Source organism: Pseudomonas sp. LW8 (assembly GCF_041956865.1).
Lineage (GTDB): Bacteria > Pseudomonadota > Gammaproteobacteria > Pseudomonadales > Pseudomonadaceae > Aquipseudomonas > Aquipseudomonas siliginis.
Map to the genome: position 1 here is coordinate 335858 of NZ_CP168138.1, position 21132 is coordinate 356989.

Annotated in this window: 22 protein-coding genes; 2 read left to right on the top strand and 20 right to left on the bottom strand. The window is 62.8% G+C overall.

Annotation, left to right across the window (positions count from 1 at the left end):
• The first annotated feature begins 114 nt into the window (after positions 1-114).
• Positions 115-1182 carry a uroporphyrinogen decarboxylase gene (hemE, locus tag AB9L16_RS01700; protein WP_056787355.1) on the top strand — a complete coding sequence of 356 codons (1068 nt, stop codon included), beginning with the start codon at positions 115-117 and terminating at the stop codon, positions 1180-1182.
• Between the two features lie 176 nt (positions 1183-1358).
• Here hemE and AB9L16_RS01705 read toward each other — a convergent pair whose 3' ends face one another.
• Positions 1359-2633, bottom strand: coding sequence for an MFS transporter (locus AB9L16_RS01705; protein WP_375123010.1), 1275 nt, complete (start codon positions 2631-2633; stop codon positions 1359-1361).
• Between the two features lie 118 nt (positions 2634-2751).
• On the opposite strand from AB9L16_RS01705, the gene AB9L16_RS01710 reads away from it, so the two are divergent.
• The gene (locus AB9L16_RS01710; RefSeq protein WP_076565243.1) at positions 2752-3654 is read left to right on the top strand and encodes a LysR family transcriptional regulator; all 903 of its coding nucleotides are present in this window, start codon (positions 2752-2754) and stop codon (positions 3652-3654) included.
• Between the two features lie 103 nt (positions 3655-3757).
• Here the strand turns inward: AB9L16_RS01710 and AB9L16_RS01715 are convergent, their stop codons facing one another.
• The 19 genes from AB9L16_RS01715 to AB9L16_RS01805 all read right to left on the bottom strand — a co-directional run bounded on the left by AB9L16_RS01715 (position 3758) and on the right by AB9L16_RS01805 (position 21131).
• Positions 3758-4195: an excinuclease gene (locus tag AB9L16_RS01715; RefSeq protein WP_095181024.1), complete on the bottom strand. Its 438-nt coding sequence runs from the start codon at positions 4193-4195 to the stop codon at positions 3758-3760.
• A 135-nt stretch (positions 4196-4330) separates the two neighbouring features.
• Positions 4331-4774: a hypothetical protein gene (locus AB9L16_RS01720; RefSeq protein ID WP_041477580.1), complete on the bottom strand. Its 444-nt coding sequence runs from the start codon at positions 4772-4774 to the stop codon at positions 4331-4333.
• Between the two features lie 29 nt (positions 4775-4803).
• On the bottom strand, positions 4804-6030 hold the full coding sequence (locus AB9L16_RS01725; protein ID WP_375123011.1) for a beta-ketoacyl-ACP synthase: 1227 nt from the start codon (positions 6028-6030) through the stop codon (positions 4804-4806).
• Positions 6030-6758 (bottom strand): 3-oxoacyl-ACP reductase FabG, encoded by a 729-nt coding sequence (gene fabG, locus AB9L16_RS01730; protein WP_375123012.1) that lies wholly within the window; start codon positions 6756-6758, stop codon positions 6030-6032. The genes AB9L16_RS01725 and fabG overlap by 1 nt, the downstream gene beginning before the upstream one ends.
• A complete protein-coding gene (locus AB9L16_RS01735) occupies positions 6751-7215 on the bottom strand; it encodes a hotdog family protein (RefSeq protein WP_056787367.1) in 465 nt (154 codons plus the stop codon). The genes fabG and AB9L16_RS01735 overlap by 8 nt, the downstream gene beginning before the upstream one ends.
• Positions 7212-8408 (bottom strand): beta-ketoacyl-[acyl-carrier-protein] synthase family protein, encoded by a 1197-nt coding sequence (locus AB9L16_RS01740; RefSeq protein WP_150638046.1) that lies wholly within the window; start codon positions 8406-8408, stop codon positions 7212-7214. The genes AB9L16_RS01735 and AB9L16_RS01740 overlap by 4 nt, the downstream gene beginning before the upstream one ends.
• Positions 8405-9016, bottom strand: coding sequence for a hypothetical protein (locus AB9L16_RS01745; protein ID WP_177327007.1), 612 nt, complete (start codon positions 9014-9016; stop codon positions 8405-8407). Before AB9L16_RS01745 ends, AB9L16_RS01740 begins: the two co-directional genes overlap by 4 nt.
• A complete protein-coding gene (locus AB9L16_RS01750) occupies positions 9016-9741 on the bottom strand; it encodes a class I SAM-dependent methyltransferase (protein ID WP_375123013.1) in 726 nt (241 codons plus the stop codon). Before AB9L16_RS01750 ends, AB9L16_RS01745 begins: the two co-directional genes overlap by 1 nt.
• Positions 9738-10985: an NAD(P)/FAD-dependent oxidoreductase gene (locus AB9L16_RS01755; protein ID WP_122705111.1), complete on the bottom strand. Its 1248-nt coding sequence runs from the start codon at positions 10983-10985 to the stop codon at positions 9738-9740. Before AB9L16_RS01755 ends, AB9L16_RS01750 begins: the two co-directional genes overlap by 4 nt.
• Complete coding sequence (locus AB9L16_RS01760; protein ID WP_375123014.1) at positions 10972-12135, bottom strand: sodium:proton antiporter; 1164 nt, start codon at positions 12133-12135, stop codon at positions 10972-10974. The genes AB9L16_RS01755 and AB9L16_RS01760 overlap by 14 nt, the downstream gene beginning before the upstream one ends.
• Positions 12132-14462, bottom strand: coding sequence for an MMPL family transporter (locus tag AB9L16_RS01765; RefSeq protein ID WP_375123015.1), 2331 nt, complete (start codon positions 14460-14462; stop codon positions 12132-12134). Before AB9L16_RS01765 ends, AB9L16_RS01760 begins: the two co-directional genes overlap by 4 nt.
• Positions 14446-15048, bottom strand: a complete 603-nt coding sequence (locus AB9L16_RS01770; protein WP_056787382.1) for an outer membrane lipoprotein carrier protein LolA — start codon at positions 15046-15048, stop codon at positions 14446-14448. The genes AB9L16_RS01765 and AB9L16_RS01770 overlap by 17 nt, the downstream gene beginning before the upstream one ends.
• Positions 15045-15470: a thioesterase family protein gene (locus AB9L16_RS01775; RefSeq protein ID WP_056787385.1), complete on the bottom strand. Its 426-nt coding sequence runs from the start codon at positions 15468-15470 to the stop codon at positions 15045-15047. The genes AB9L16_RS01770 and AB9L16_RS01775 overlap by 4 nt, the downstream gene beginning before the upstream one ends.
• On the bottom strand, positions 15463-17007 hold the full coding sequence (gene hutH / locus AB9L16_RS01780) for a histidine ammonia-lyase (protein ID WP_375123016.1): 1545 nt from the start codon (positions 17005-17007) through the stop codon (positions 15463-15465). The genes AB9L16_RS01775 and hutH overlap by 8 nt, the downstream gene beginning before the upstream one ends.
• A complete protein-coding gene (locus tag AB9L16_RS01785) occupies positions 16988-17935 on the bottom strand; it encodes a glycosyl transferase (protein WP_375123017.1) in 948 nt (315 codons plus the stop codon). Before AB9L16_RS01785 ends, hutH begins: the two co-directional genes overlap by 20 nt.
• Positions 17932-18666 carry a glycosyltransferase family 2 protein gene (locus AB9L16_RS01790; protein WP_056787395.1) on the bottom strand — a complete coding sequence of 245 codons (735 nt, stop codon included), beginning with the start codon at positions 18664-18666 and terminating at the stop codon, positions 17932-17934. The genes AB9L16_RS01785 and AB9L16_RS01790 overlap by 4 nt, the downstream gene beginning before the upstream one ends.
• Positions 18659-20338: an AMP-binding protein gene (locus AB9L16_RS01795; protein WP_375123018.1), complete on the bottom strand. Its 1680-nt coding sequence runs from the start codon at positions 20336-20338 to the stop codon at positions 18659-18661. The genes AB9L16_RS01790 and AB9L16_RS01795 overlap by 8 nt, the downstream gene beginning before the upstream one ends.
• Complete coding sequence (locus AB9L16_RS01800; protein ID WP_076565270.1) at positions 20335-20880, bottom strand: hypothetical protein; 546 nt, start codon at positions 20878-20880, stop codon at positions 20335-20337. Before AB9L16_RS01800 ends, AB9L16_RS01795 begins: the two co-directional genes overlap by 4 nt.
• Complete coding sequence (locus AB9L16_RS01805; RefSeq protein ID WP_150638062.1) at positions 20877-21131, bottom strand: acyl carrier protein; 255 nt, start codon at positions 21129-21131, stop codon at positions 20877-20879. Before AB9L16_RS01805 ends, AB9L16_RS01800 begins: the two co-directional genes overlap by 4 nt.
• Between the last annotated feature and the right edge of the window lies 1 nt (position 21132).

Sequence of the window (21132 nt, forward strand, 5' to 3'; positions counted from 1 at the left end):
TGATAGCGCATTCCAGCGCGACAAATTGACCCGATAGACAAAAGGCTGACCCACATCCGTGCCTTTTGCCTCGCGCTCTGAGAAAATGCCCGCACTTTTTTTCCGGATGCCGACATGACTGCCCTGAAGAACGACCGTTTCCTCCGCGCCCTGCTCAAGCAACCCGTTGACGTCACCCCTGTGTGGATGATGCGCCAGGCCGGTCGCTACCTGCCGGAGTACCGCGCCAGCCGCGCGCATGCCGGCGACTTCATGAGCCTGTGCATGAATCCGCAATTCGCCTGCGAAGTCACCCTGCAACCGCTCGACCGCTACCCGCAACTGGACGCGGCGATCCTGTTTTCCGACATCCTCACCATTCCCGATGCCATGGGCCAGGGCCTGTACTTCGAGACCGGTGAAGGTCCGCGCTTCAAAAAAGTCGTCAGCACGATGGCCGACATCGAAGCGTTGCCGATCCCGGATCCGCACAAAGACCTCGGCTACGTGATGGATGCGGTCAGCACCATCCGTCGCGAACTCAACGGTCGCGTGCCGTTGATCGGTTTCTCCGGCAGTCCGTGGACCCTCGCGACTTACATGGTTGAAGGCGGCTCCTCGAAAGACTTCCGCAAGACCAAGGCGATGCTCTACGACAACCCGCAAGCCATGCACCTGCTGCTCGACAAACTGGCGCAGTCGGTGACGTCGTACCTCAACGGCCAGATCATGGCGGGTGCGCAAGCGGTACAGATCTTCGATACCTGGGGCGGCAACCTGTCGGCAGCCGCGTATCAGGAATTCTCCCTGGCCTACATGAAGAAAATCGTCAGCGGCCTGATCCGCGAGAACGACGGACGCAAAGTGCCGGTGATTCTGTTCACCAAGAACGGCGGCCTGTGGCTGGAAAGCATCGCCGAAGCCGGCGCCGACGCCCTCGGCCTGGACTGGACCTGCGACATCGGCAACGCCCGTGCCCGTGTCGGCGACAAGGTCGCGCTGCAAGGCAACATGGACCCGACCGTGCTCTACGCCAAACCGGAAGCGATCCGCACTGAAGTCGGGCGCATTCTGGCCAGCTACGGCAAGGGCAGCGGCCACGTGTTCAACCTTGGTCATGGCATCACCCCGGAAGTCGATCCGGAACATGCCGGCGCATTCCTGCGTGCGGTGCATGAGCTTTCGGCGCAGTATCACGAGTGATCAGCGCCCAATAAAAAACGCCCGGCCAATGCCGGGCGTTTTGGTTTGCACGATCCAATGTCGGACACAGATCAACTGTGGGAGCGAGCCTGCTCGCGAAAGCGGTGTGTCATTCAACACTGATGTTGCCTGACACAGTGCATTCGCGAGCAGGCTCGCTCCCACAGGGTTTTATGTCAGGCTTTGACACCCTGCAACGGCGGCAACTTCGCCAGCTTCAACGCCACCAGAAGGGCAATCAGCAACAACGCACCAATAAACAGGCCGATGCCGTTCCACCCGCCCAGATGCCAGAACACCCCGCCCGCCGTCCCGGCAATGCTCGACCCGGCGTAATAACTGAACAGATACAGCGACGACGCCTGACCCTTGGCGGTCAATGCGCGCCGGCCGATCCAACTGCTTGCTACCGAGTGCGCGGCGAAGAAGCCGAAGGTGAACACCAGCATGCCGACGATCACCAGCAACAACGAGGTGAACATGGTCAGTGCCAGTCCGGCGAACATCAGCGCAATGGTCGCCCAGAGCACTTTGCGCCGCCCCAGTTTGTCCGCCAGCGAACCGATCTTCGCCGAGCTGTAGATCCCCGACAGGTAGACCACCGAGAGCAATCCGACAAATACCTGATCGAGGTTGTACGGCGCAGCCAGCAAGCGGTAGCCGATGTAGTTGAACAGCGTGACAAACGCGCCCATCAGCACAAACGCTTCAAGAAACAGCAGCGGCAGACCGGCGTCGCGAAAGTGCATGGTGAAGCCGTCGAGCAGGCTGCGCGGGTGCAGCGAGCGGGCGCGGAAGTTGCGCGACTCCGGGAGGATCTTCCAGAACACCGCCGCCGCGACCAGCGCCAGACCGCCGATCACCAGCATCGCCGTGTGCCAGCTGACGAAGTCGATCAGCACGCCAGTTATCAAGCGTCCGCTCATTCCGCCGATCGCGTTGCCGCCGATGTACAAACCCATCGCCAGGCCGATGTGCTGTGGATGGATTTCTTCGCTCAGATAGGTCATCGCCACTGCTGCCAGGCCGCTCAACGACAGGCCGATCAGCGCGCGCATGATCAATACGCCGTGCCAGCTCGGCATCATCGAACTGGCGATGGTGCACAACGCGGCAGCGAACAGCGCCGCGACCATCACTGGTTTACGGCCGATGCGGTCGGAGATCGGCCCGGTGATCAGCAGACCGAAGGCCAACATGCCGGTTGCCACCGAGAGGATCAGACTGCTCTGCGCCGCGTTGATCCCGTATTCGTGGGACAGCAGCGGCATCATCGGTTGTACGCAGTAGAGCAGGGCAAACGTCGCAAAGCCGCCACAGAACAGCGCCAGCACCGTGCGCATGAACGCCGGCGTGCCTTTTTCGATGTAGATCTCTTGCAGCTCGGCGAGGGTATCGTCGCCGGCAGCGGGCGGGACTTCGTGGGCAAGGGGCGCGACAGCAGTTTTCACTTCAGACCTCGGAAAGCACAGCCGGGCAGGCAATGAAAAAATCATATAGCTGGCTAATGTTTCTATCCAATATATTGTTCGACCTGTTTGATAGCTTTTGCGACCCAATGGAAATTCTATGGAATTGCGTCATCTGCGTTACTTCATCGCCGTCGCCGAAGAACTGCATTTTGGCCGCGCCGCACAGGTGCTGGGCATCTCCCAGCCACCGCTGAGCCAGCAGATTCAGGCGCTGGAGCAACAGCTCGGCGCGCGCTTGTTCGAACGCACCAATCGTCGGGTCGAGTTGAGCGAGGCCGGTCGCCTGTTTCTGCAGGAGGCGCGGCTGGTGCTGGCACAAGTCGACAAGGCAGCGGATGTCGCGCGCCGTGCGCAACTTGGCGAGCTGGGTGAATTGAAGATTGGTTTCACTTCGTCGGCGCCGTTCAACTCGACCATTCCGCAGGCGATCTTTTCCTTTCGTCAGCGCTTTCCGGCGGTGCATCTGAACCTGCGCGAAATGAGCAGCACCATGGTCGCCGATGCTCTGGTGGACGAGTCGATCGAAGTCGGCATCATGCGCCCGCTCGGATTGCCAGATTCACTGAGTGTTGTGGAGTTGATGCGCGAGCCATTGGTGGCGGTGCTCAGCTCCAAGCATCCACTGGCCCAAAGTAGCGATGAAGGCCTGTTTCTATCGGCGCTGGCGCTGGAGCCATTCGTGTTTTTCCCGCGCAGCTATGGCAGCGGGCTCTACGCACAACTGCTGAGCCTGGCCCGTGACGCCGGCTTCAGCCCGCACTTCGCTCAAGAGGCTGGTGAGGCGATGACCATTATTGGTCTGGTGGCGGCGGGCTTGGGTGTATCGGTGCTGCCAGCGTCCTACCAACGCATGCGCATCGACGGCGTGGTCTACCGTCCGCTGCTCGATCCCGAAGCGATTTCGGCGGTGTGGCTGGTGCAGCGCAAAGATCAGAAATCGCCGATGGCCAAGGCATTTGTCGAACTGCTGACGCGCAAGGTTGAACCGCTGACGGTGTGAAGGCGGCTGGCGCTTTCGCGAGCAGGCTCGCTCCCACAGGGAAACGCATTCCAAGGTGGGAGCGAGCCTGCTCGCGAAGGCGTCGGCCCAAACATCACAGATTTCAGGGCAACCGCACCAAATCCCCCTTCAAAGCCACCCGGGTAACAAAAACTCCTGCCCGGCACTCGTAGGTATTCAAATCCTTGCGTACACGTTGGTCGTAGTAACTGACGATGTTGACCACCGCATTCGCCCCGACCCGCTTGGCATCAGCCTGCAATTTGATCAGATTCGACTGCAACACCCATTCACACGAAGCCTGATCGCTCTTGTTGAAGCCGTTGGTTTGCAAATCACTGACCACCCCTTGGCGCAGCAACTGCTGAGTGCCCTGCGGCCCGTTGCCGATCAGGTAGAACTTCACACTGCCATCCAGCCGCCCGGCGCGAATGGCGTCCGACAGCACGGTTTCGAAAGGCATGTACATGAGGTTGGTGGCATGGCTGGCACTGGGCAGCAGGGCGATAAGCGCAGCGGCCATCAGGGCTTTCACTTGCATGGTCATCTCCTTTGACGGTGAAAGAGACTGCGAGGGCAGGTGACGGTGCTGCGACCTGCATCAGCGAGTGTAGATGCTGCTGAATCACTGCAAATAAAAAGGGCGCCAAACGGCGCCCTTTGTCATTTCTGGCGTTTACTGAACCTTCGCCAGATCACCCTTCAGCGCAACGCCCGCCATGATCGCGCCGGCGTGGCATTCGTAGGTTTGCGCGTCCTTGCGCTCGTTGCGCTTGTAGAAGCTGACGATGTTGGTCACGGCGTTGGCGCCGGCGTTTTTCGCGGCCTGGTGCAGGCTGATGATTGCCGATTGGGCAACCCATTCGCAGGCGACTTCGTCGGACTTGTTGAAGGCGTTGGTTTTCTTGTTGGTCACAGCGTCGGGGCTGACCACGGTGACTTTGCCGGCCGGGGTGTTGCCGGCCAGATAGAATTTCACGCTGCCATCGATCTTGCCGGAGCGGGTGGCTTCGGCGACGGCTTTGTCGAATGGCAGGTACACCGCCGTGTCGCGGGCCTGGCTGACCGCTGGCAGGGCGCAGAGCAGCAGGGTAACGGCGGCGAATTTCTTGAAGTGCATGTAGGTCTCCTTGACCTGGATTGATTCGGTTATGCCCAGCGGCGGAAGATCAACGAGGTGTTGACGCCACCGAAAGCGAAGTTGTTGTTCATCACGTAGTCGTGGTGCATCTGACGAAATTCGCCGCGCAGGTAATCGAGCTTGCCGCAGTGCGGGTCGACCTCGTCGAGGTTGAAGGTGTGCACGTAACGGTCGCTGTTGAGCATCTCGATGCTGAACCATGACTCCAGCGCACCGCAGGCACCGAGGGTATGGCCGAGAAAGCTCTTTTGCGAGCTGATCGGCATGTGTTCGCCGAACAAGCTGCTGGTGGCCAGCGTTTCGGCGATGTCGCCCTGTTCGGTCGCGGTGCCGTGGCCGTTCACATAGCCAATGGCGTCCGGACTGAGGCCGGCATCTTCCAAGGCCAGCTCCATGGCGCGGCGCATGGTGACCTGTTCCGGGCGGGTGGTGTGCTGGCCGTCGGCGTTGCTGCCGAAACCGACGATTTCCGCGTGAATGTGCGCGCCACGGGCGAGGGCGTGTTCCAGCTCTTCAAGCACCAGCATGCCGCCGCCTTCGCCGATCACCAGACCGTCGCGGCCCTTGTCGTACGGGCGTGGGCTGGTCTGTGGTGCATCGTTTTTCAGGCTGGTGGCGTAGAGCGCGTCAAACACCATGGCTTCAGTCGGGCACAGTTCTTCGGCACCGCCGGCGAGCATCAACGGCAAGCGGCCGAACTTGATTGCCTCGTAGGCGTAGCCGATGCCCTGGCTGCCGCTGGTGCAGGCGCTGGAGGTCGGGATCAGGCGCCCGGTGAGGCCGAAGAAAATGCTGATATTGGCGGCGGTGGTGTGCGGCATCATCCGCACATAGGAGTTGGCGTTGAGCCCCTCGGCCACCGAGTTGAGCAGCATGTTGCCGAAGGCTTTGATCTCGTCAGTGCTACCGGTAGATGAACCACAAGCGACGCCCATGCGCCCGTCCTTGATCGATTCGTCACAGAGCAGGCCAGCATCGGCCAGAGCCTTTTCTGCTGCGCCGACCGCCAGTCGCGAAACCCGGCCCATGCTGCGCAATTGCTTGCGGGTCCAGTGCGACGGTACGAGAAAATCATCGATAGGCCCGGCCAGACGCGTGTTGAGCTCAGTGAAGCGATCCCACTCGTCCATCCGGCGAATGCCGCTGCGATTGGCCGCGAAATTGCCGGCGATGGTCGGCCAGTCGCTGCCCAGCGAGGTGATGCCGGCCATGCCGGTGACGACGACGCGCTTCATCAGCACAGGCCTCCGTTGACCGCCAGCACCTGGCGGGTGATGTACGAGGCTTCCGCCGACATCAGGAAATTCACCGCAGCGGCCACTTCTTCAGGGGTGCCCATGCGTTGCGCGGGGATCATTTTCATCAGTTCCTCCACCGGCACGTTTTCGTCGAGCATGGCCGTGTCGATCAGGCCAGGGGCGACGCAGTTAACGGTGATTTTGCGCTTGCCCAGCTCGATCGCCAATGCCTTTGCCGCACCGATCACGCCGGCCTTCGAGGCGCTGTAATTGACTTGGCCACGGTTGCCGATCAGGCCCGATACCGAAGTGATGCAGACGATGCGCCCGGCGGCGCGACGACGGATCATCGGCATCATCACCGGGTGCAGGACGTTGTAGAAACCGTCGAGGTTGGTGCGCAGGACCACGTCCCAATCGTCATCGCTCAGCGCCGGAAACGCGCCGTCGCGGGTCAGCCCGGCGTTGAGCACCACGCCGTAATAGGCACCATGGTTTTCGACGTCGGCTTCGAGAATGCTTCTGCAGGTTTCACGGTCGGCGACGTCGAATTGCAGAATGCGTGCGCGGCGACCCAATGCTTCGATTTCGGCCTGCACCGCTTGGGCTTCGGTCATGCCGCTGCGGCAATGCAGGACGATGTCGTGCCCGGCTTGCGCCAGACGCAAGGCAATGGCGCGGCCGATGCCACGGCTGGAGCCGGTGACCAGTACGGATTCAGTCATCGTGCGACTCCTTTGTCTGTTGCAGATATTGGTTGGCATGCGGCGGACGGAACACGTTCAGCCGGGCGCTGGCATGAATGCCGTCACCGTGGATGTGACATTCGAATACGCCCATGCCGTTGTCGTCTTCCAGTGAGCGCAGGCCGTGGATGGTCAGCACGCTGCCAGGCGCAAAGGCTTCGACGTTGCACTCGAATTTGCGCGTGCCGAGGAGAAAGCCCAGCTCCGGCGGATTGCCTTTCTGCCGGGCGTGGCAACCGGCGAAAGCGGCGACGCTCTGCGCCATCAGCTCGACGCCGACCCACGCCGGCAGGCTGCCGTCGGGCAGGTTGAACAGGCCGTCGGGCTTGACCGTGAGGCGGGTGAAAATCTGCTCATCGTCGAAGCGCTCGATCGCGTCGATCAGAATCATGTCGCCGGCATGCGGCAGCAGTTCGGCGAGCGGCCAGTGGCTCATGGGGCGTCTCCGATAATCAGGCTGACGTTGTTGCCGCCGAAGGCAAACGAGTTGCTCATCAGGTAGCGCGGTGCAATGGACGTCAGGCGTTCGCTCGCGGTCACCCACTTGAGCGGCGGCAGCGCGGGATCGGCCTGGCCGTCCCAGATATGCGGCGGTAACGCCTGCTCAGGGTTGTCGGCACTCAGGCTCAGCCAGCAGAACGCCGCTTCCAGCGCGCCAGCCGCGCCGAGGGTGTGGCCGGTCAGCGGCTTGGTTGACGAGCAGGCGACGCCTTGGGGAAACAGCGCCGCGACCGCCAGACTTTCCATCGCGTCGTTGTGCTGGGTGGCGGTGCCGTGCAGGTTCAGGTAGTTGATTTGCCCGGCTTGCAGATGCGCGCGACCAAGGGCTTTTTGCATGGCTTGCAGGGCGCCGCGACCGCTCGGCTCCGGCGCGGAGATATGGTGCGCATCCGAGCTGGCGCCCGCACCCAGCAGGGCGATGCCCGGGCCTTCGTCGCGCTGTTTGCTCATCACGAACAGCACCGCTGCCTCGCCGATATTGATGCCGTTGCGGTTGGCGGAGAACGGATTGCAGCGCTCATCTGAAACGGCTTCCAGCGAAGAGAAACCGTTCAGCGTGAGCTTGCACAGACTGTCGACGCCGCCGCACAGTACCGCGTCGCACAAGCCCAGATCGAGCAGGCGCTGAGCGCTCATCAGCGCGCGGGCGCTGGAGGTACAGGCGGTGGAAATCACGTAGGCCGGGCCGCTCAGTTGCAGCCATTCGGCGAGAAAATTCGCCGGGGCGCCGAGTTCCTGTTGGCGATAGTCGTACTCGCGGGGAAATTGCTGTTCGCGGATGTAATGCGCCAGACCCCGGCTGGCCTCGTCGATGCCCGAGGTGCTGGTGCCTAGCACCACGCCTATGCGCTCGCGGCCGAAGGTCTGGATCGCACGATCGATGTCGTCTCGAATCTGCAGCGCGGCTTCCAGCAGCAGCTGATTGTTGCGACTGCTGTGCTCGACCAGGTCCGTAGGGATCGCCGCCAATTCACCGTGTACGCCAGCCACAGGCAGTTCACGTTCGGCGACCCAGCCGGACTCGCGGCGCATCCCCGAACAGTCGCCGGCGAACAGATTGCGCGCGACTTCAGACTTGTCGCGGCCCAGGGCGCAGATCACGCCGAGGGCATTCAGGTAAGCGGTCATGGCGTCGATTCACCTAACTGGGAAACGCGATAGTGCGGGCCTTGGGGCAGATTCAATTGGAAGCTCAACGGTTGTGAATAGCGGATGTTCCAGCGCGCCGGCAGTGAACGCTGATCGGCCTGTTGCCGGGCGTCGGGATAGTTGCGCAGCAGCTCGGCAGGAGGCGTCAAGGCGAACAGCAGTGCGGCGAACAACTCCCGCGCTTCCGGGTTCGGCGGCAGCAGACCGTCGGCCTGCCAGTGCCCGTCGATCAGTTGCTGGCGGGCCTGGGGAATGCCCAGCGGATCCATCATCGACCAACGCGTGCCGGCGCCTTCGCGCTGGATCACCAGCAGCCAGTCCTGACGCTGCCCGGCTTGCTCGCGCTCAATGTGCAGTTGCAGCGGCAGAGGCAGCGTCGGGTTGGCCGCTGGCAGCGGTGGCTGGCTGGCGCAGGCACTCAACAGCAAGGCTGACAAAACGATCGCCAGCCATGCAGCAAACCCTGTGGGAGCGAGCCTGCTCGCGAATGCCATCTGACATTCGCCACTTTGGCTGACTGATACACCGCTTTCGCGAGCAGGCTCGCTCCCACAGGGTTTCAGGTGTTCAGATCGATAGCCGTACATCAGACAGATTCCTGCAATGGCTTGCGCGCGACGACGTTTACCAGCGTCTCTTCGCGCTCACCGGATGGCTTGGGTTTGCTCAACCCCAGCCGCTCCAGCAAACCAAAATCCTTCGACCGGCTCCACCACAGATACGGGTAGGACACATTGCGCTCGGCAAACTCGAAACCCTGCTCGCGGATCATCTGCAGATAGCCGGCGGCGCTCTTCTGTACGTGCATCGGATGGCGGAACAGCCAGCGAATCACCCAGGTATCAATGTAAGCCTCGGTGGACTCGGCGAACAGCAGATAGCCGCCCGGCTTGAGCACGCGATAGAACTCGGCCAAGGCCTTTTCCTGCTCGACCAAGTGGTGGAAGGTCTGGTGACAGAACAGCAGGTCAACGCTGGCGTCCGCGACGTTCAGCGTGGCGCAATCGCTGCCGATCAACTCGACTGGCATGCCCAGGCGCGTGGCCTCTTCGGCGCTGAGTTGCAGGCTGTGCGGGTCGGCGTCGACGCCGATCAGTCGCTGCGGGGCGAAGGTCTGACGCAGGTGGCCGAAGGACTTGCCCTGACCGCAACCGGCGTCGAGCAGCACCGGGCGTTCCGGCAGCGGCTCACTGAATAATCCACGCAGATCATTGATCGCCACGCGCAGCACATGGTGCTGCCAGGTGTGGCTGCGCAAGAACCAAAGACCGAAGCGGGTTTCCTCTACGTAACTGTCGCTCAAGTAATTCATGAGGCGTCCTGCGCGCAGAGTTGGGAAATCATCTTCAGCCGGCGCCGCGCTTCGCTGACAAACGGGTTGCGCTCGTCCCAGGCATAACCGGCGAGGATCGAGCAGATCATCCGGCGAATCTCCGCCTGGCTGTCCTCATAGAAAATCACGTCCTGGAAGGTGCCGGCGTACCAGCCTTCGACGTAGCAACGGAAGGTATCGACGCCGCGTTTCAACGGTTCGGCAAATTCGCTTTGCCAGTCCACCGTTTCACCCTGCAACTGACGGTGCAGCACGCCGGCAGCCATGCTCGCCGAACGCATGGCGATGGTCACGCCGGAGGAGAACACCGGGTCGAGGAATTCTGCGGCGTTGCCCAGCAGCGCAAAGCCCGGGCCGTGCAGGGTTTTCACGTTGGCCGCATAGCCGCCGAGGGTGCGCGCCGGGGTGTCCCAGACCGCGTTGTTCAGAACCCCGGCGAGGCTCGGCGTCTCGGCGATGAAGCTGCGCAGGCAGGCATCAAGATCGCTGTCGCGGCCCTGAAAATGTTCCTCAGCCGCGACCACGCCCACCGAGCAGCGGCCGTTGCTGAACGGGATGGTCCAGAACCACACATCGCGATGCTCGGGATGGGTGGTGACGAGGATCTTTTCGCGGTCGAACGCCGGGTTGTCGATGTGATCTTCGACGTGGGTGAACACCGCCTGACGCACCGGGAAGTTCGATGGTGCTTCCAGATCCAGCAGACGCGAAAGCACGCGGCCGTAGCCGCTGGCGTCCAGCACGAAATCGGCTTCGACGCGATACTCGCTGCCATCTTCGCGACGCACATCGAGTTGTGGTTTCGCCTGATCGAAATCGACGCTGACAATCGCATCGCCATAACGGATTTCCGCACCTTGCAATGCTGCTTGATCGGCCAGCAACTTGTCGAAATCGGCGCGCTGCACCTGGAACGTGGTCGGCTTGCCGGCGGTGAAAGTGTCGCCAAAATCGAAAGCGCTGTAGCGCTCGCCCCAGGCAAACGCCGCGCCGGTCTTGCGCTGGAACCCGGCGGCGTTGACGGCGTCGAGCATGCCGGCTTCTTCAACGAAGTCCAGGCAGTGGCTGAGCAGGCTTTCGCCGATAGAGAAGCGTGGGAAGTGCTGGCGCTCGAGCACCAGCACATCGTGGCCCTTGCGCTTGAGCAGGGCAGCGGCGATAGCACCGGACGGGCCGGCACCGATGATCACGACCTGACGGGATTCCATTTCAACGATTGGCACGTGAGCTCCGGGGCAGAGGACTGTTCAGATTCAGGGGCGCGCGATGCAGGCCGATCAGGGCCGGTAGCAGCGTCGCGATCAGGCCCATCAGCATCAGCGCGAAATACAGCGCCGGAGTGATGAGCTGTTGTTGCAACAGCAGATTGAGAAAGACGATTTCGCTCAGGCCGCGAATGTTCAGCAGTACGCTTTCGCGCCAGCGGCTGGCACCCGCGAACGAGGCTCCAGCCCAACCGAGGCCGAGCCAGTTGCCCAGCAGTTTACTGGCAATCGGCAACAGCAGCAGCGCCGCCCATTGCCCGGCGTCGAGGCTGGCGAGGGCGCTGTGGACGTCGATCTGGACGATGCCGAACGTGAGGATCAGCGGGATCGCGATCCACGTCTGCAAACGGCTCATCCAGCGTGCCGGCAACGGCAGCACCAACGGCACTTTCAGCAGCGCCATGCACAGCAGATAGCCGATGCCGAAAATCAGCGCGTTGAGTTTGTAATGCTCGGCCATGACCAGCAACGCGAAGAAGCCGAGGCTGTAGGTCAGCGGGCGACGCACGCGCAGCAGGTGCAAAAGCAGCGGCACGCCGGCCATGGCCACAGGCAGCAACAGGCTGCTCAGGTGCAGGCTGCCTTGGGCTAGGCCGAACAGCGTCCAGCAGGTCAGATCGATCAGGATCGCGGTCTGCACCAGCCGCCGCGTGGCAGCGGGCGGGTAATCGATATGACGCAGGTACAGGTACAACACCGGGATCGCGGTAATCGCGAAGACCAGTCCGATGGCCAGTGCGTTGAGCCACGGCTGCGACGGCAGCAACCAGTACGCAACCGCCAGCCCGCAAGCGAACGGCACAGCGAAACTCGGTATAGCGATTTTCACGCTCTGGCGATCCAGACGCAGATCGATGACATCGCTGAGGATATGCCCGAGCAGCAAGGCGAAGCTCAGGCTGTAGAGGTTTTTCAGCCAGTCCGGGGCGATCAGTTGTGCGCCGCTGAGCTGCCAGCCCGGCTCGATCCAGAAATACATCAGCAACGGCAAACCGAAGCTCGCCAGCAGCAACTGACTGACGATCGGAATCAGGCCGAAGTGACGGCCGACACGAGTCGCCAGCGCAAACAGCGCCAAGGCCAGCAACCAGAAGCCGAAGACCATCATGCCGCTGGCTCCGCAACCGGTTCATGGCGCCCGGCCCACGGCGCGAGCATGAAGCTGAACGCCAGGCCGAGGCTCACCGACAGGCCGAAATTACTCACCGCCGGGGTGCTGGACACCGCTAGCAGGCCGAACGACAGCCACGTCGTCACTGCTGCAAGCAAGGTGCCGAGCAGGCTCACCGCCGCGCCGCCCACCTGTTCGTGCATGAGGATTGCGTAATCGACACTGATCGCCGTCACCAGCAACAGGCCGAACAGGCTGAACAGGGTCAGCGGCTGACCGAGCCAGCCAAGGCTGGCCAGACTGCACAGCGCCGCCAGCAGCGGCAGGGCGACGATACGCAGGGCGCCGGTCAGGCCGAACGGCAGCATCAGCACCAGCACGATCAACACGCAGGAGGCCAGTTTCAGTTCGGCGGCGCTGATCTGCGTGGCGGCGAACACCTTGTTCAGATCACCGAGGCGATCGACCAGCACCACCCCCGGCAAATCGAGCGCCTGCACGCGCAACAACGACGGATTGTTCAAGCCCTGCAGGCTGGTGATTGCTGCGACGCCGTCTTCAGTCGTTCCAAGCCACAGTGTCCGATACGGCTCGCCGAGCGGGCCGGCCAGCGCGGCGTCAATGTCTTCGGCGGGCAGGGTCTGCAATTGCTGCAATTCGTTTTGCAACGCCGTCGCTGGCACGCCGAGATCGAGCAGCGGTTGCCAGAATGACGGCAGCTTGTTCAGTGATTCGCGCACTTGCTGTTGCTGGCTCGGCGCGCTGACCAGTTGATCGAGGGCCAGATAGCCTTGCAGTTTGTCGAGGTTGACCAGTTGCTGCAGGCGCTCGCTCAGCGCTGCCTGACGCTCGAGCAATTGCTCCTGATTGGCCGCGCGGATCAGGAAGAACTGGCTCGTCGGTTGATACCCGGTGATGCGCGCGATGGTCTGCGCTTCGTCGGTCAGCTGTTGTGGCGCGCCGACCCATTGGCGGATGTCGTTCTTGCTCTGCAACTGCATCAAGCCGCCGATGCAGAAGGCGATCAGCAGCGCCAGCAGCGCGGGCGTGCGAATGCAACCGAGCAGCGCCTCACGCAGATGAATCAGGCGCTCGGCCAGACGCAGCGGCCATTGCGCCGGGCGCAGTTGAACATTTTTCAGCAGCGCCGGCAGCAGGCAGACCGCCGACAGATAGGCACCGAGCAAGCCGGCGGCGGAGAACACGGCGATCTGCGTCAGCGCCGGGAACGGTGTCCAGGCCAGCGCCAGGTAGCCGATAACGCTGGTGATCAGGCTCAGGGTCAGCCCCGGCAAGGTCAGGCGCAGGGCCGGCCAGCTGCGCCACGGCTTGAGGCTCCAGCTCTTGGACAGATAGTGCAGCGGGTAATCGACGGCGACGCCGATCAGACTCGAACCGAGCACCAGCGTCATCACATGCATGTGGCCGAACAGCGCCACGCAGGCCACCGCGCCGAACAGCATGCCGACCAGCACCGGAACAAATGCCAGCAGCACGCCCCAGCGGCGAAACGCCAACAGCAGCAACAGCAGAATGCCAACCGTCGCACCACCGCCGACCCAGGTCATTTCGCGGGTGGCTTGTTGCTGGCCGTTGGCGGCGTAGAGCAGGCCACTGGCGGCGAGCAACTGCACGTCGCCTTTCGCCGCCTGTTCGCGGCTGTGCTGGAGCAGATCCGCAACTTGCAGCGGCAGGTTCATATCGAAGGCATTGCCGGTGGTGCGCGCACGCATCATCACCCAGCTCTTGCCGTCGGCATCGGCGACCAGTGCGCCGCTGCCAATGTCCAGTTGCACTGCGCCATGTTTCGGCTGGCTGTTCTGGATGCGCCCGGTCAGGCCCAGCCAGTCGTCCTGGCTCGGCACCAGGGTAAAGCCGTTGAACGGATCGAACAGCGCCTGCACCCGCTGCTGGATGAACGCGTCGGGGTGCTTGCTGAGTAGCTGCCGATCATCCGCCGAGAGCATCGCAAGGCGTCCTTGCAGCAATTGCTTGCGCAGCGCCGGCAAGTCGGCTTGCAGGTTCCATTGCACGGTTTCGAACAGACCGCTGGCCTGCCATTGTTCGCCCAGTTGTTGGGCCATGGTCAGCGCTTGCTGACGATCGGCGTGGCCGACCAGCACCAGCATTTCGCGATTGAGCGGTTCTTGCATGCGCTGTTCGGCGCGCAACTCCAGCGCGTCTGGACTGGTCCCGGGTACCAGCTCCATGAGATTGGCCGACAGCGGCGCACCGTCGCGCCACTGCCAGGCAGCCAGCACGACAACGGCCAGCAGCAGGCTCAGAAACAGCCAGGGCAGCTTGCGTTCACTCGGCAAAGTCATGTTGCTCCGCTTCGCTCAAGGGTTGCTCGGCCGTGCTGTCCTGCATGCGCAGCAGGGTGCTGTCGCCTTGGGTTTCCAGCAGCTCGATGGTTTGCACAAGGGCGCCGCCATCGATATTGATCTGCTGGAACACTTGCTTGAGCAGCATCGAACGCGGCGTCAGGGTCAGTTGCCACTGCTGCGCCGTGCCGCTCAGGGCCAGTTCGAAATCGCGCTGCAAACCGCTGCTGTCACCTTGCAGCACGGCGAGGAACAAACGGTTCTGCTCGGCACCGGCGCTCTTGTTCGGCAGGAGTTGCCAGCCATTGGTGTCACGGCGGGCGATGCCATTGGCGGTGATGCGGTAATCCTGTTGCAGCGGAGTTTTCAACAGCCACAGCAGGCCATGATTTTTCGCGAGGACGAAGCTGCCCTTGCTGATCAGCGGCTGCGGCAGGGCGCGCAGGTGTTTTTCCTGAGTGAACTGGCCGTGGATAACATCCGGTTTCGCCAGTTGTTCACTGAGTTGTTGCAGGTCGAAGGCATTGGCCCATGACGACACGGCCAGCAGCGCCAACGCGCCAAGGCTTTTGAACAACACATTCATCGCAGCATCCTTTCCACGGCATCGGTGAAGACTTTGGGTGAGGCCAGTTGCATCTCGCGGCTGCTGACTTCCACAGCGACTTGCACAGAGCTTGCGCGGGTCAGGCGCTCGCCGGTCTGCAGGTCGCTGATCAGATAATTGATCTTCAGACGGTTTTCCCACTCGATCAGGCTGGCGCGCACGTTCAGCCGTTGGCCGAACACCGCGCTGCGCACGTAGCGCAATTGCAGATCGATGATCGGCCAGGCGTAACCCGACTCGACCATGTGCGTGTAGTTGTGGCCGATCTTGTCCAGCAACGCGCAGCGCGCCACTTCGAGGTATTTGACGTAATGGCCGTGCCAGACCACGTGCATGGTGTCGACGTCGAAAAACGGCACGAGAATCTCGGTATCGGCGTGAAGCACTCCGGCACTACGCATGCAGCCTCCAGTGTTGCGCGGCGATGCGTTGCAGGCACAGGCGCAGTTCGCCTTCCAGGGCGCGGTCTTCGATGACCGGCGGGAAGTCCTTGCCCAGCTCTTCGTGCATCGCTGCCAGTGCCGGCGGCAGCGGGCGCGCATCGGCGGCTTGAGCGCGCAGCCACACGCCCTGATTGGCGGCGAGCAGCGTGGCGGCGGCGACCTGTTCGGTCAGCTCCAGCACGCGAATCGCATCACGGGCGGCGATGGTGCCCATGCTCACCTTGTCCTGGTTGTGGCACTCGGTGGAGCGCGAGAACACGCTGGCCGGCATGGTGTTTTTCAGTGCTTCGGCGGTCCAGGCGCTGGTGCCGATCTGCACCGCTTTGAAGCCGTGATTGATCATGGCCCGATCGGCTGGCGCGCCGGAGAGGTTGCTTGGCAAGCCGTGGTTGTAGCGCTCGTCGACCAGCAACGCCAATTGCCGATCGAGCAGATCGGCGACGTTGGCCACGAGGTTTTTCAGGCTGTCCATAGCGAACGCAATGTGCCCGCCGTAGAAGTGCCCGCCATGCAGAACGCGCTCGGCTTCGGCATCGATGATCGGGTTGTCGTTGGCGCTGTTCAGCTCGGTTTCGATGAAGCCGCGCAGCCAGTTCAGGCTGTCGGCCAGCACGCCGAGCACATGCGGCGCGCAACGCAGCGAGTAACGATCCTGCAGACGATGCAGTGGCGCGGTCGGCGCGTCGATCGCCAGATCCTTGCGCAGCCACGCGGCGACCTGCATCTGCCCCGGGTGCGGTTTGGCGGCGAACAGGCGTTCGTCGAAGTGCTCCGGATTGCCTTGCAGCGCGACGACGTTGAGCGCAGTGATGCGCGTGGCCAGTTGCAGCAGGTAATCGGCGCGGGCGAAAGCGAGACAGGCGAGGCCGGTCATCACCGCCGTGCCGTTCATCAGCGCCAGCGCCTCTTTCGGGCGCAGCACCAGCGGCGTCCAGCCTAGCTCGCGATGCACGTCGGCAGCCTGACGACGTTCGCCACGGAACAGCACTTCGCGCTCGCCGGACAGGGTTGCGGCGACATAGGACAACGGCGTCAGATCGCCGCTGGCACCCACCGAACCCTCTTCGGGAATCAGCGGCAGGATGTCGTATTCGAGAAACGCGTGCAGACGCTCGAGCAGTTCGACGCGCACCCCGGAAACGCCGTGACACAACGACTGCAAGCGCGCCGCCAGCACCGCGCGGGTCGCCTGCGCGTCGAGCAGTTTGCCCAGGCCGCAACCATGAAAGGTGTAGAGATGACGCGGCAGCGCCTCGACGTGATGCAGCGGCACCGCGACCACGCAGGAATCGCCGTAGCCGGTGGTGACGCCGTAGATCACGCCTTCCTTGTCCAGCAGCGAATCGAGAAACCGCGCGCCCTTGGCGATGCGCTCGCGATAGTCGGCGTCAGCCTGCAACTGCACGGGCGCCTCACGGTTGGCCAGGGCCAGCACGTCTTCGATGCGCAAAGGGCGTTCGCCGAAGGTTACCGGCTCATGGGTTGGCGTCGTCATCGGTCTTCCAGAAAGGGTAAAAGTTGAACCATTGCTGCGGGGCTTCGAGGCAATAGTGACTCAGGCGCTGCGCGTAGCGGGTGGCCCACTGATGAATGACCTGCTCGCGTTCGCGGCGTGTCCACACCACCGCGTCGGCGAACGGTTCGAGGGTCAGGCGATAGTGGCCGTCGGCTTGCTTGAGGCACATCAGCAGATTGACCGGGCACTTGAGCAGGCCGGCCAGTAACCACGGGCCTTGCGGAAATGGCGCCGGGTGGCCGAGAAAATCCACCGTCACGCTGCGCCCGCCGTGCAGCGGCACGCGGTCACCGGCAATCGCCAGCCACTCGCCGCGTTCCAGCCGTTCGTGCAGTTGCAGCATGATCACCGGGTCGAGTTCGCTGACCTGAATCAGGCGCAGATTGGTCGCCCCGGCCTCGCCGAGCAGGCGGTTGAACTGTTCGGCGTGCTTGGTGTGCACCAGCACGTTCATGGTGACCTTTTCGCCGATCTCCGCCAGCGCCCGGCAGACTTCGAGATTGCCCAGATGCGCGCCGACCAGCAGTTGCCCGCGACTGCCGCGCAACTGCTTGCGCAGCAGCGCCGGGTCGATGATTTCGATCTGCTCGATGCTCAGCTTGCCGTTCCACACGTCGAGCTTGTCGAGCAGCGAATCGGCAAAGGTCATGAACTGGCCGAACACCCGCCAGTGGCTCGGGCGCAGGTCGTCGCGCCGGCTCCACTCGGCCAGCCGCTGCTGGTACTGCCAGGCACTGCGCCGGGCGACGCGGCCGAAGAGGAAAAAATACAGGACGATGGCGTACAGCAACGGGCTGAGCAGGCGCCGTCCGAGGACTTTGGCGGCGAATGCAGTGAATTTCATCAGCAGGAAACTGCCGCGCTCTTCGCGGTCGGCCCAGTGCTTCTTGTCGACTTCTTCGCTCATGGTTTCCACCGCCGCCAGAGGATCACCGGCCAACGCAGCAACATGCCGAAGAACAGCCGCGTGTGCATGCTGGAAATCAGCGCGTTGTCGTGGAACAGGCGAAAGTGCGACACGCCGTCCAGCGGGTAATGCACGCTTGTCTGCAGCCAGCGCATCGGCTGATTGCGCCAGGCCAGCCGCACAAGAATGTCCGAGTCGAAATCCATGCGCTTGCCGACCTTCGCCGAGTCGATCACGGCCAGAGTTGGCGCCAGCGGGTAGACGCGGAAGCCGCACATCGAATCGCGAATCTGCAACGACAGGGTGTTGATCCAGACCATCACGTGCGTCAGGTAGCGCGCGTACAAACGCCCTTTCGGCACGCTCTCGTCGAACAGCGGATAGCCGCAGATCATCGCCTCGGGATGGCCGCGGGATTCGCCGACGAAGCGCGCGACGTCGTGCAAATCGTGCTGGCCGTCGGCATCGACCTGCAAGGCATGGCTGTAACCCAGACGCGAGGCTTCACGCAGACCGGTCATCACCGCGCCGCCCTTGCCCTGATTGGCCGTCAGGCGCACCAGAAAAACCCTGTCGCGCTCGGCCAGGGTGTCGAGCACCCGCGCGCAGGATGGCTCGCTGGCATCGTCCACCAGAATGCACGGCAGACCTTGTGCGAGCAGGGCATCGACCACGGTGGTGATCGCGGTTTCGTGGTTGTATACCGGGATTACGGCGCAGGGGTTATGCATGGGCAGGCCCCAGGAGAATGCGTCCGCTGGAACAGGTCGCCGTGTCGTTGCGATAAGCGAAATACAACTTGCCGCGCTCGGCATCGAAACGCAGATGCAGCTGGATTTCATCACCCGGGCGCACCAGTTGCTGAAACTTCAGCACCTCCATTCCCGCGAACCCGCCATTCAGCTTCAGCAACTGCCGACCCAGATTCAGCGCCCATTCCACCTGCACCACACCGGGCAACACCGGTGCCTTGGGAAAATGCCCGCTGAAGTAGGCCAGATCCGGCGGCACGCTGAGTTGCAGGCTCCACTCGCCGTCGCTTTCGCTTTGCTCCAGCACTTCGGGGGCTTTGGGTCGCGCGGCCAGCAGCAATGCTTCGACGTCGGCTTGCGCCAGTTTGCCCTGGCTGTTCAATGGCATCTGCCGCAGCAGGCGCCAGCGTCGGGGCAGGGCGAGGGCTTCGCAATGTTGGCTCAGATGTTTGCGCAGGGTTTCGGTCAGGTCGCGGCGACCGTGCTCGCGCAGGGCGAACAGGCCCGATTCGCTGAGCACCAGCAGCGCACCGAGCGAGGCGCGGTTTTCCTGCACGACACCGAGGCGCGCTTCGGCGACCCAGTCATGGGCTGCCAAGGCTTGCTCAAGCATCGGCAACGAGATGCGTTTTTCTTCCAGTTTGACGATGCGGTCCAGTCTCCCCAGCAGTTCGAAGCGACCATCGGTGGCAATGCGTGCGGCGTCGGCGCTGTGTTCGACGTGGCCGGCAGGCAGATAAGGCGAAGAAATAAGCAGGGCGCCGTCGCTGTCCTGGCTCAGTTCGACGCCAGCAAACGGCCGCCACAACGACTCGCCCTGACGCCAGGCGATGCCGCCAGTTTCCGAGCTGCCGAGGATTTCCGTCGGCCATTGCTGCAAGCGCTGTTGCAGACTTTGCGCCGCTTCCGACGGCAACGCGCCCCCGGAGGAAAACACCCGGCGCACCGCGCTCAGGGCCGGCCAGTCGAGGTTGTCGCCCATGCGCTTGAGCAGCGCTGGGCTGGCGACCCAGGCAAAGGCCGGATGCTCGCGGCTGGCGCGTTGCAGGTCTTCGGAAAAGGCCAGTTGCCGGCGCACGAACGGACGCCCGGCGCACAATGGCCACAACACGCGAAACAGCAGGCCATAGATGTGTTGCGTGGCGACACTGCCGATGATGCAGGCTTCACCGAGGTCTGCGCCCCACAACTGTTCCAGCGCTTCGACCTCGTTGGCCAATTGGCGCAGGGTCTTGTCGATGCGCTTGGGCTCGCCGCTAGAGCCGGAAGTGCACAGGCTCAGGCGGCATTGATCGAGATCCAGTTCTGCACCGGGCAGGCCGGGCTGAGTGAAGTCGTGCAACTGGGCGTCGCCGGGTTGATCGGTCAGCCATAGATCGACTTCCTGCGACCAGCGCTGACGCGTCTGCGCTTGCAGATCCGCCGGCAGCAACACGCTGACGCCGGCACGCCACGCGCCGAGCAGGGCGATGGCAAGGTCGGCGGCATCTTCCAGATGCACGGCCAGCCTTTTCACGCCTCGGCTTTGCAGACCCGCGGCGACGCTCAGGGCCTGCGCTCGCAGTTGCGTGTGATCGAGTGCCGGCGCCTGGCAGATCGCCCGTGCCGGCAGTGCCTTGAGCGACAGCTGCTCAAGTTTTATCCAATTCATGTACGGCCTCTTACCCGTTGTCGTATCAGCCATTCAATGGCAAACATCAGGCCGATCAATCCATAGGAGATCAGGCCGGTGTACAACATCCACCAATCCAGCGGCGCCCACAGGGTGAGGAGGGCGGCGCACAAACCGTTGCAGAAGAAAAACACGCTCCAGGCCAGCGTGACCTTGCGCGTATAGCGAATGGCAACCTGCGGCAGTTCCGGCTCGCGCAAGCGCGCCAGACGCTCGACCATTGGTGGGCCGTATTTCAGGCTGGCGCCGAACAGCACCAGCATGAATGCGCTGATCAGCACCGGGTACCAGCGCAGCAGCTGCGGGCTGTCGAACACCGCCAGCAGCAGGCAGAACACCATCGCCACGCACGCCATCCACAGGCTGCCGGGCTTGCGTTCGCCGGTCAGGGCTCGCGCCAGCCACAGGCTGCCCAGCAGCAGTGCAAATTGCCACGGGGCGAAATGCTCCATGCCGAAATACACCGCAAAGGGGTACAGCAGACCGGCCAGCAGCAGGCCCAGGCCGATCAGTCGGCTCATGCGGCCGGTTGAACCAGACGGAACACCGCCTCGACCACGTCACCGACGGTGCGCACCGATTTGAATTCTTCGGCGGCGATTTTCTTGCCGGTCTGGCGTTTGATGTGATCGATCAGGTCGACCGCATCGATGCTGTCGATTTCCAGATCCTGATACAGATTGGCTTCCATGCTTACACAAGCGGGATCCAGTTCGAACAGCTCGACCAGGGCATCGCGCAGGGTGTTGAAAATATCGTCACGAGTTTGCATG

Excerpts from the sequence above, each read along its gene's own strand:
- hemE (WP_056787355.1), top strand. The coding sequence starts at position 115 with ATGACTGCCCTGAAGAACGACCGTTTCCTCCGCGCCCTGCTCAAGCAA.
- AB9L16_RS01720 (WP_041477580.1), bottom strand. The coding sequence starts at position 4,774 with ATGCACTTCAAGAAATTCGCCGCCGTTACCCTGCTGCTCTGCGCCCTG.
- AB9L16_RS01800 (WP_076565270.1), bottom strand. The coding sequence starts at position 20,880 with ATGAGCCGACTGATCGGCCTGGGCCTGCTGCTGGCCGGTCTGCTGTAC.
- hutH (WP_375123016.1), bottom strand. The coding sequence starts at position 17,007 with ATGACGACGCCAACCCATGAGCCGGTAACCTTCGGCGAACGCCCTTTG.
- AB9L16_RS01710 (WP_076565243.1), top strand. The coding sequence starts at position 2,752 with ATGGAATTGCGTCATCTGCGTTACTTCATCGCCGTCGCCGAAGAACTG.
- AB9L16_RS01805 (WP_150638062.1), bottom strand. The coding sequence starts at position 21,131 with ATGCAAACTCGTGACGATATTTTCAACACCCTGCGCGATGCCCTGGTC.
- AB9L16_RS01725 (WP_375123011.1), bottom strand. The coding sequence starts at position 6,030 with ATGAAGCGCGTCGTCGTCACCGGCATGGCCGGCATCACCTCGCTGGGC.
- AB9L16_RS01775 (WP_056787385.1), bottom strand. The coding sequence starts at position 15,470 with ATGCGTAGTGCCGGAGTGCTTCACGCCGATACCGAGATTCTCGTGCCG.
- AB9L16_RS01750 (WP_375123013.1), bottom strand. The coding sequence starts at position 9,741 with ATGAATTACTTGAGCGACAGTTACGTAGAGGAAACCCGCTTCGGTCTT.
- AB9L16_RS01715 (WP_095181024.1), bottom strand. The coding sequence starts at position 4,195 with ATGCAAGTGAAAGCCCTGATGGCCGCTGCGCTTATCGCCCTGCTGCCC.
- AB9L16_RS01735 (WP_056787367.1), bottom strand. The coding sequence starts at position 7,215 with ATGAGCCACTGGCCGCTCGCCGAACTGCTGCCGCATGCCGGCGACATG.
- AB9L16_RS01770 (WP_056787382.1), bottom strand. The coding sequence starts at position 15,048 with ATGAATGTGTTGTTCAAAAGCCTTGGCGCGTTGGCGCTGCTGGCCGTG.
- AB9L16_RS01760 (WP_375123014.1), bottom strand. The coding sequence starts at position 12,135 with ATGATGGTCTTCGGCTTCTGGTTGCTGGCCTTGGCGCTGTTTGCGCTG.
- AB9L16_RS01765 (WP_375123015.1), bottom strand. The coding sequence starts at position 14,462 with ATGACTTTGCCGAGTGAACGCAAGCTGCCCTGGCTGTTTCTGAGCCTG.
- AB9L16_RS01740 (WP_150638046.1), bottom strand. The coding sequence starts at position 8,408 with ATGACCGCTTACCTGAATGCCCTCGGCGTGATCTGCGCCCTGGGCCGC.
- AB9L16_RS01785 (WP_375123017.1), bottom strand. The coding sequence starts at position 17,935 with ATGAGCGAAGAAGTCGACAAGAAGCACTGGGCCGACCGCGAAGAGCGC.
- fabG (WP_375123012.1), bottom strand. The coding sequence starts at position 6,758 with ATGACTGAATCCGTACTGGTCACCGGCTCCAGCCGTGGCATCGGCCGC.
- AB9L16_RS01790 (WP_056787395.1), bottom strand. The coding sequence starts at position 18,666 with ATGCATAACCCCTGCGCCGTAATCCCGGTATACAACCACGAAACCGCG.
- AB9L16_RS01745 (WP_177327007.1), bottom strand. The coding sequence starts at position 9,016 with ATGTACGGCTATCGATCTGAACACCTGAAACCCTGTGGGAGCGAGCCT.
- AB9L16_RS01795 (WP_375123018.1), bottom strand. The coding sequence starts at position 20,338 with ATGAATTGGATAAAACTTGAGCAGCTGTCGCTCAAGGCACTGCCGGCA.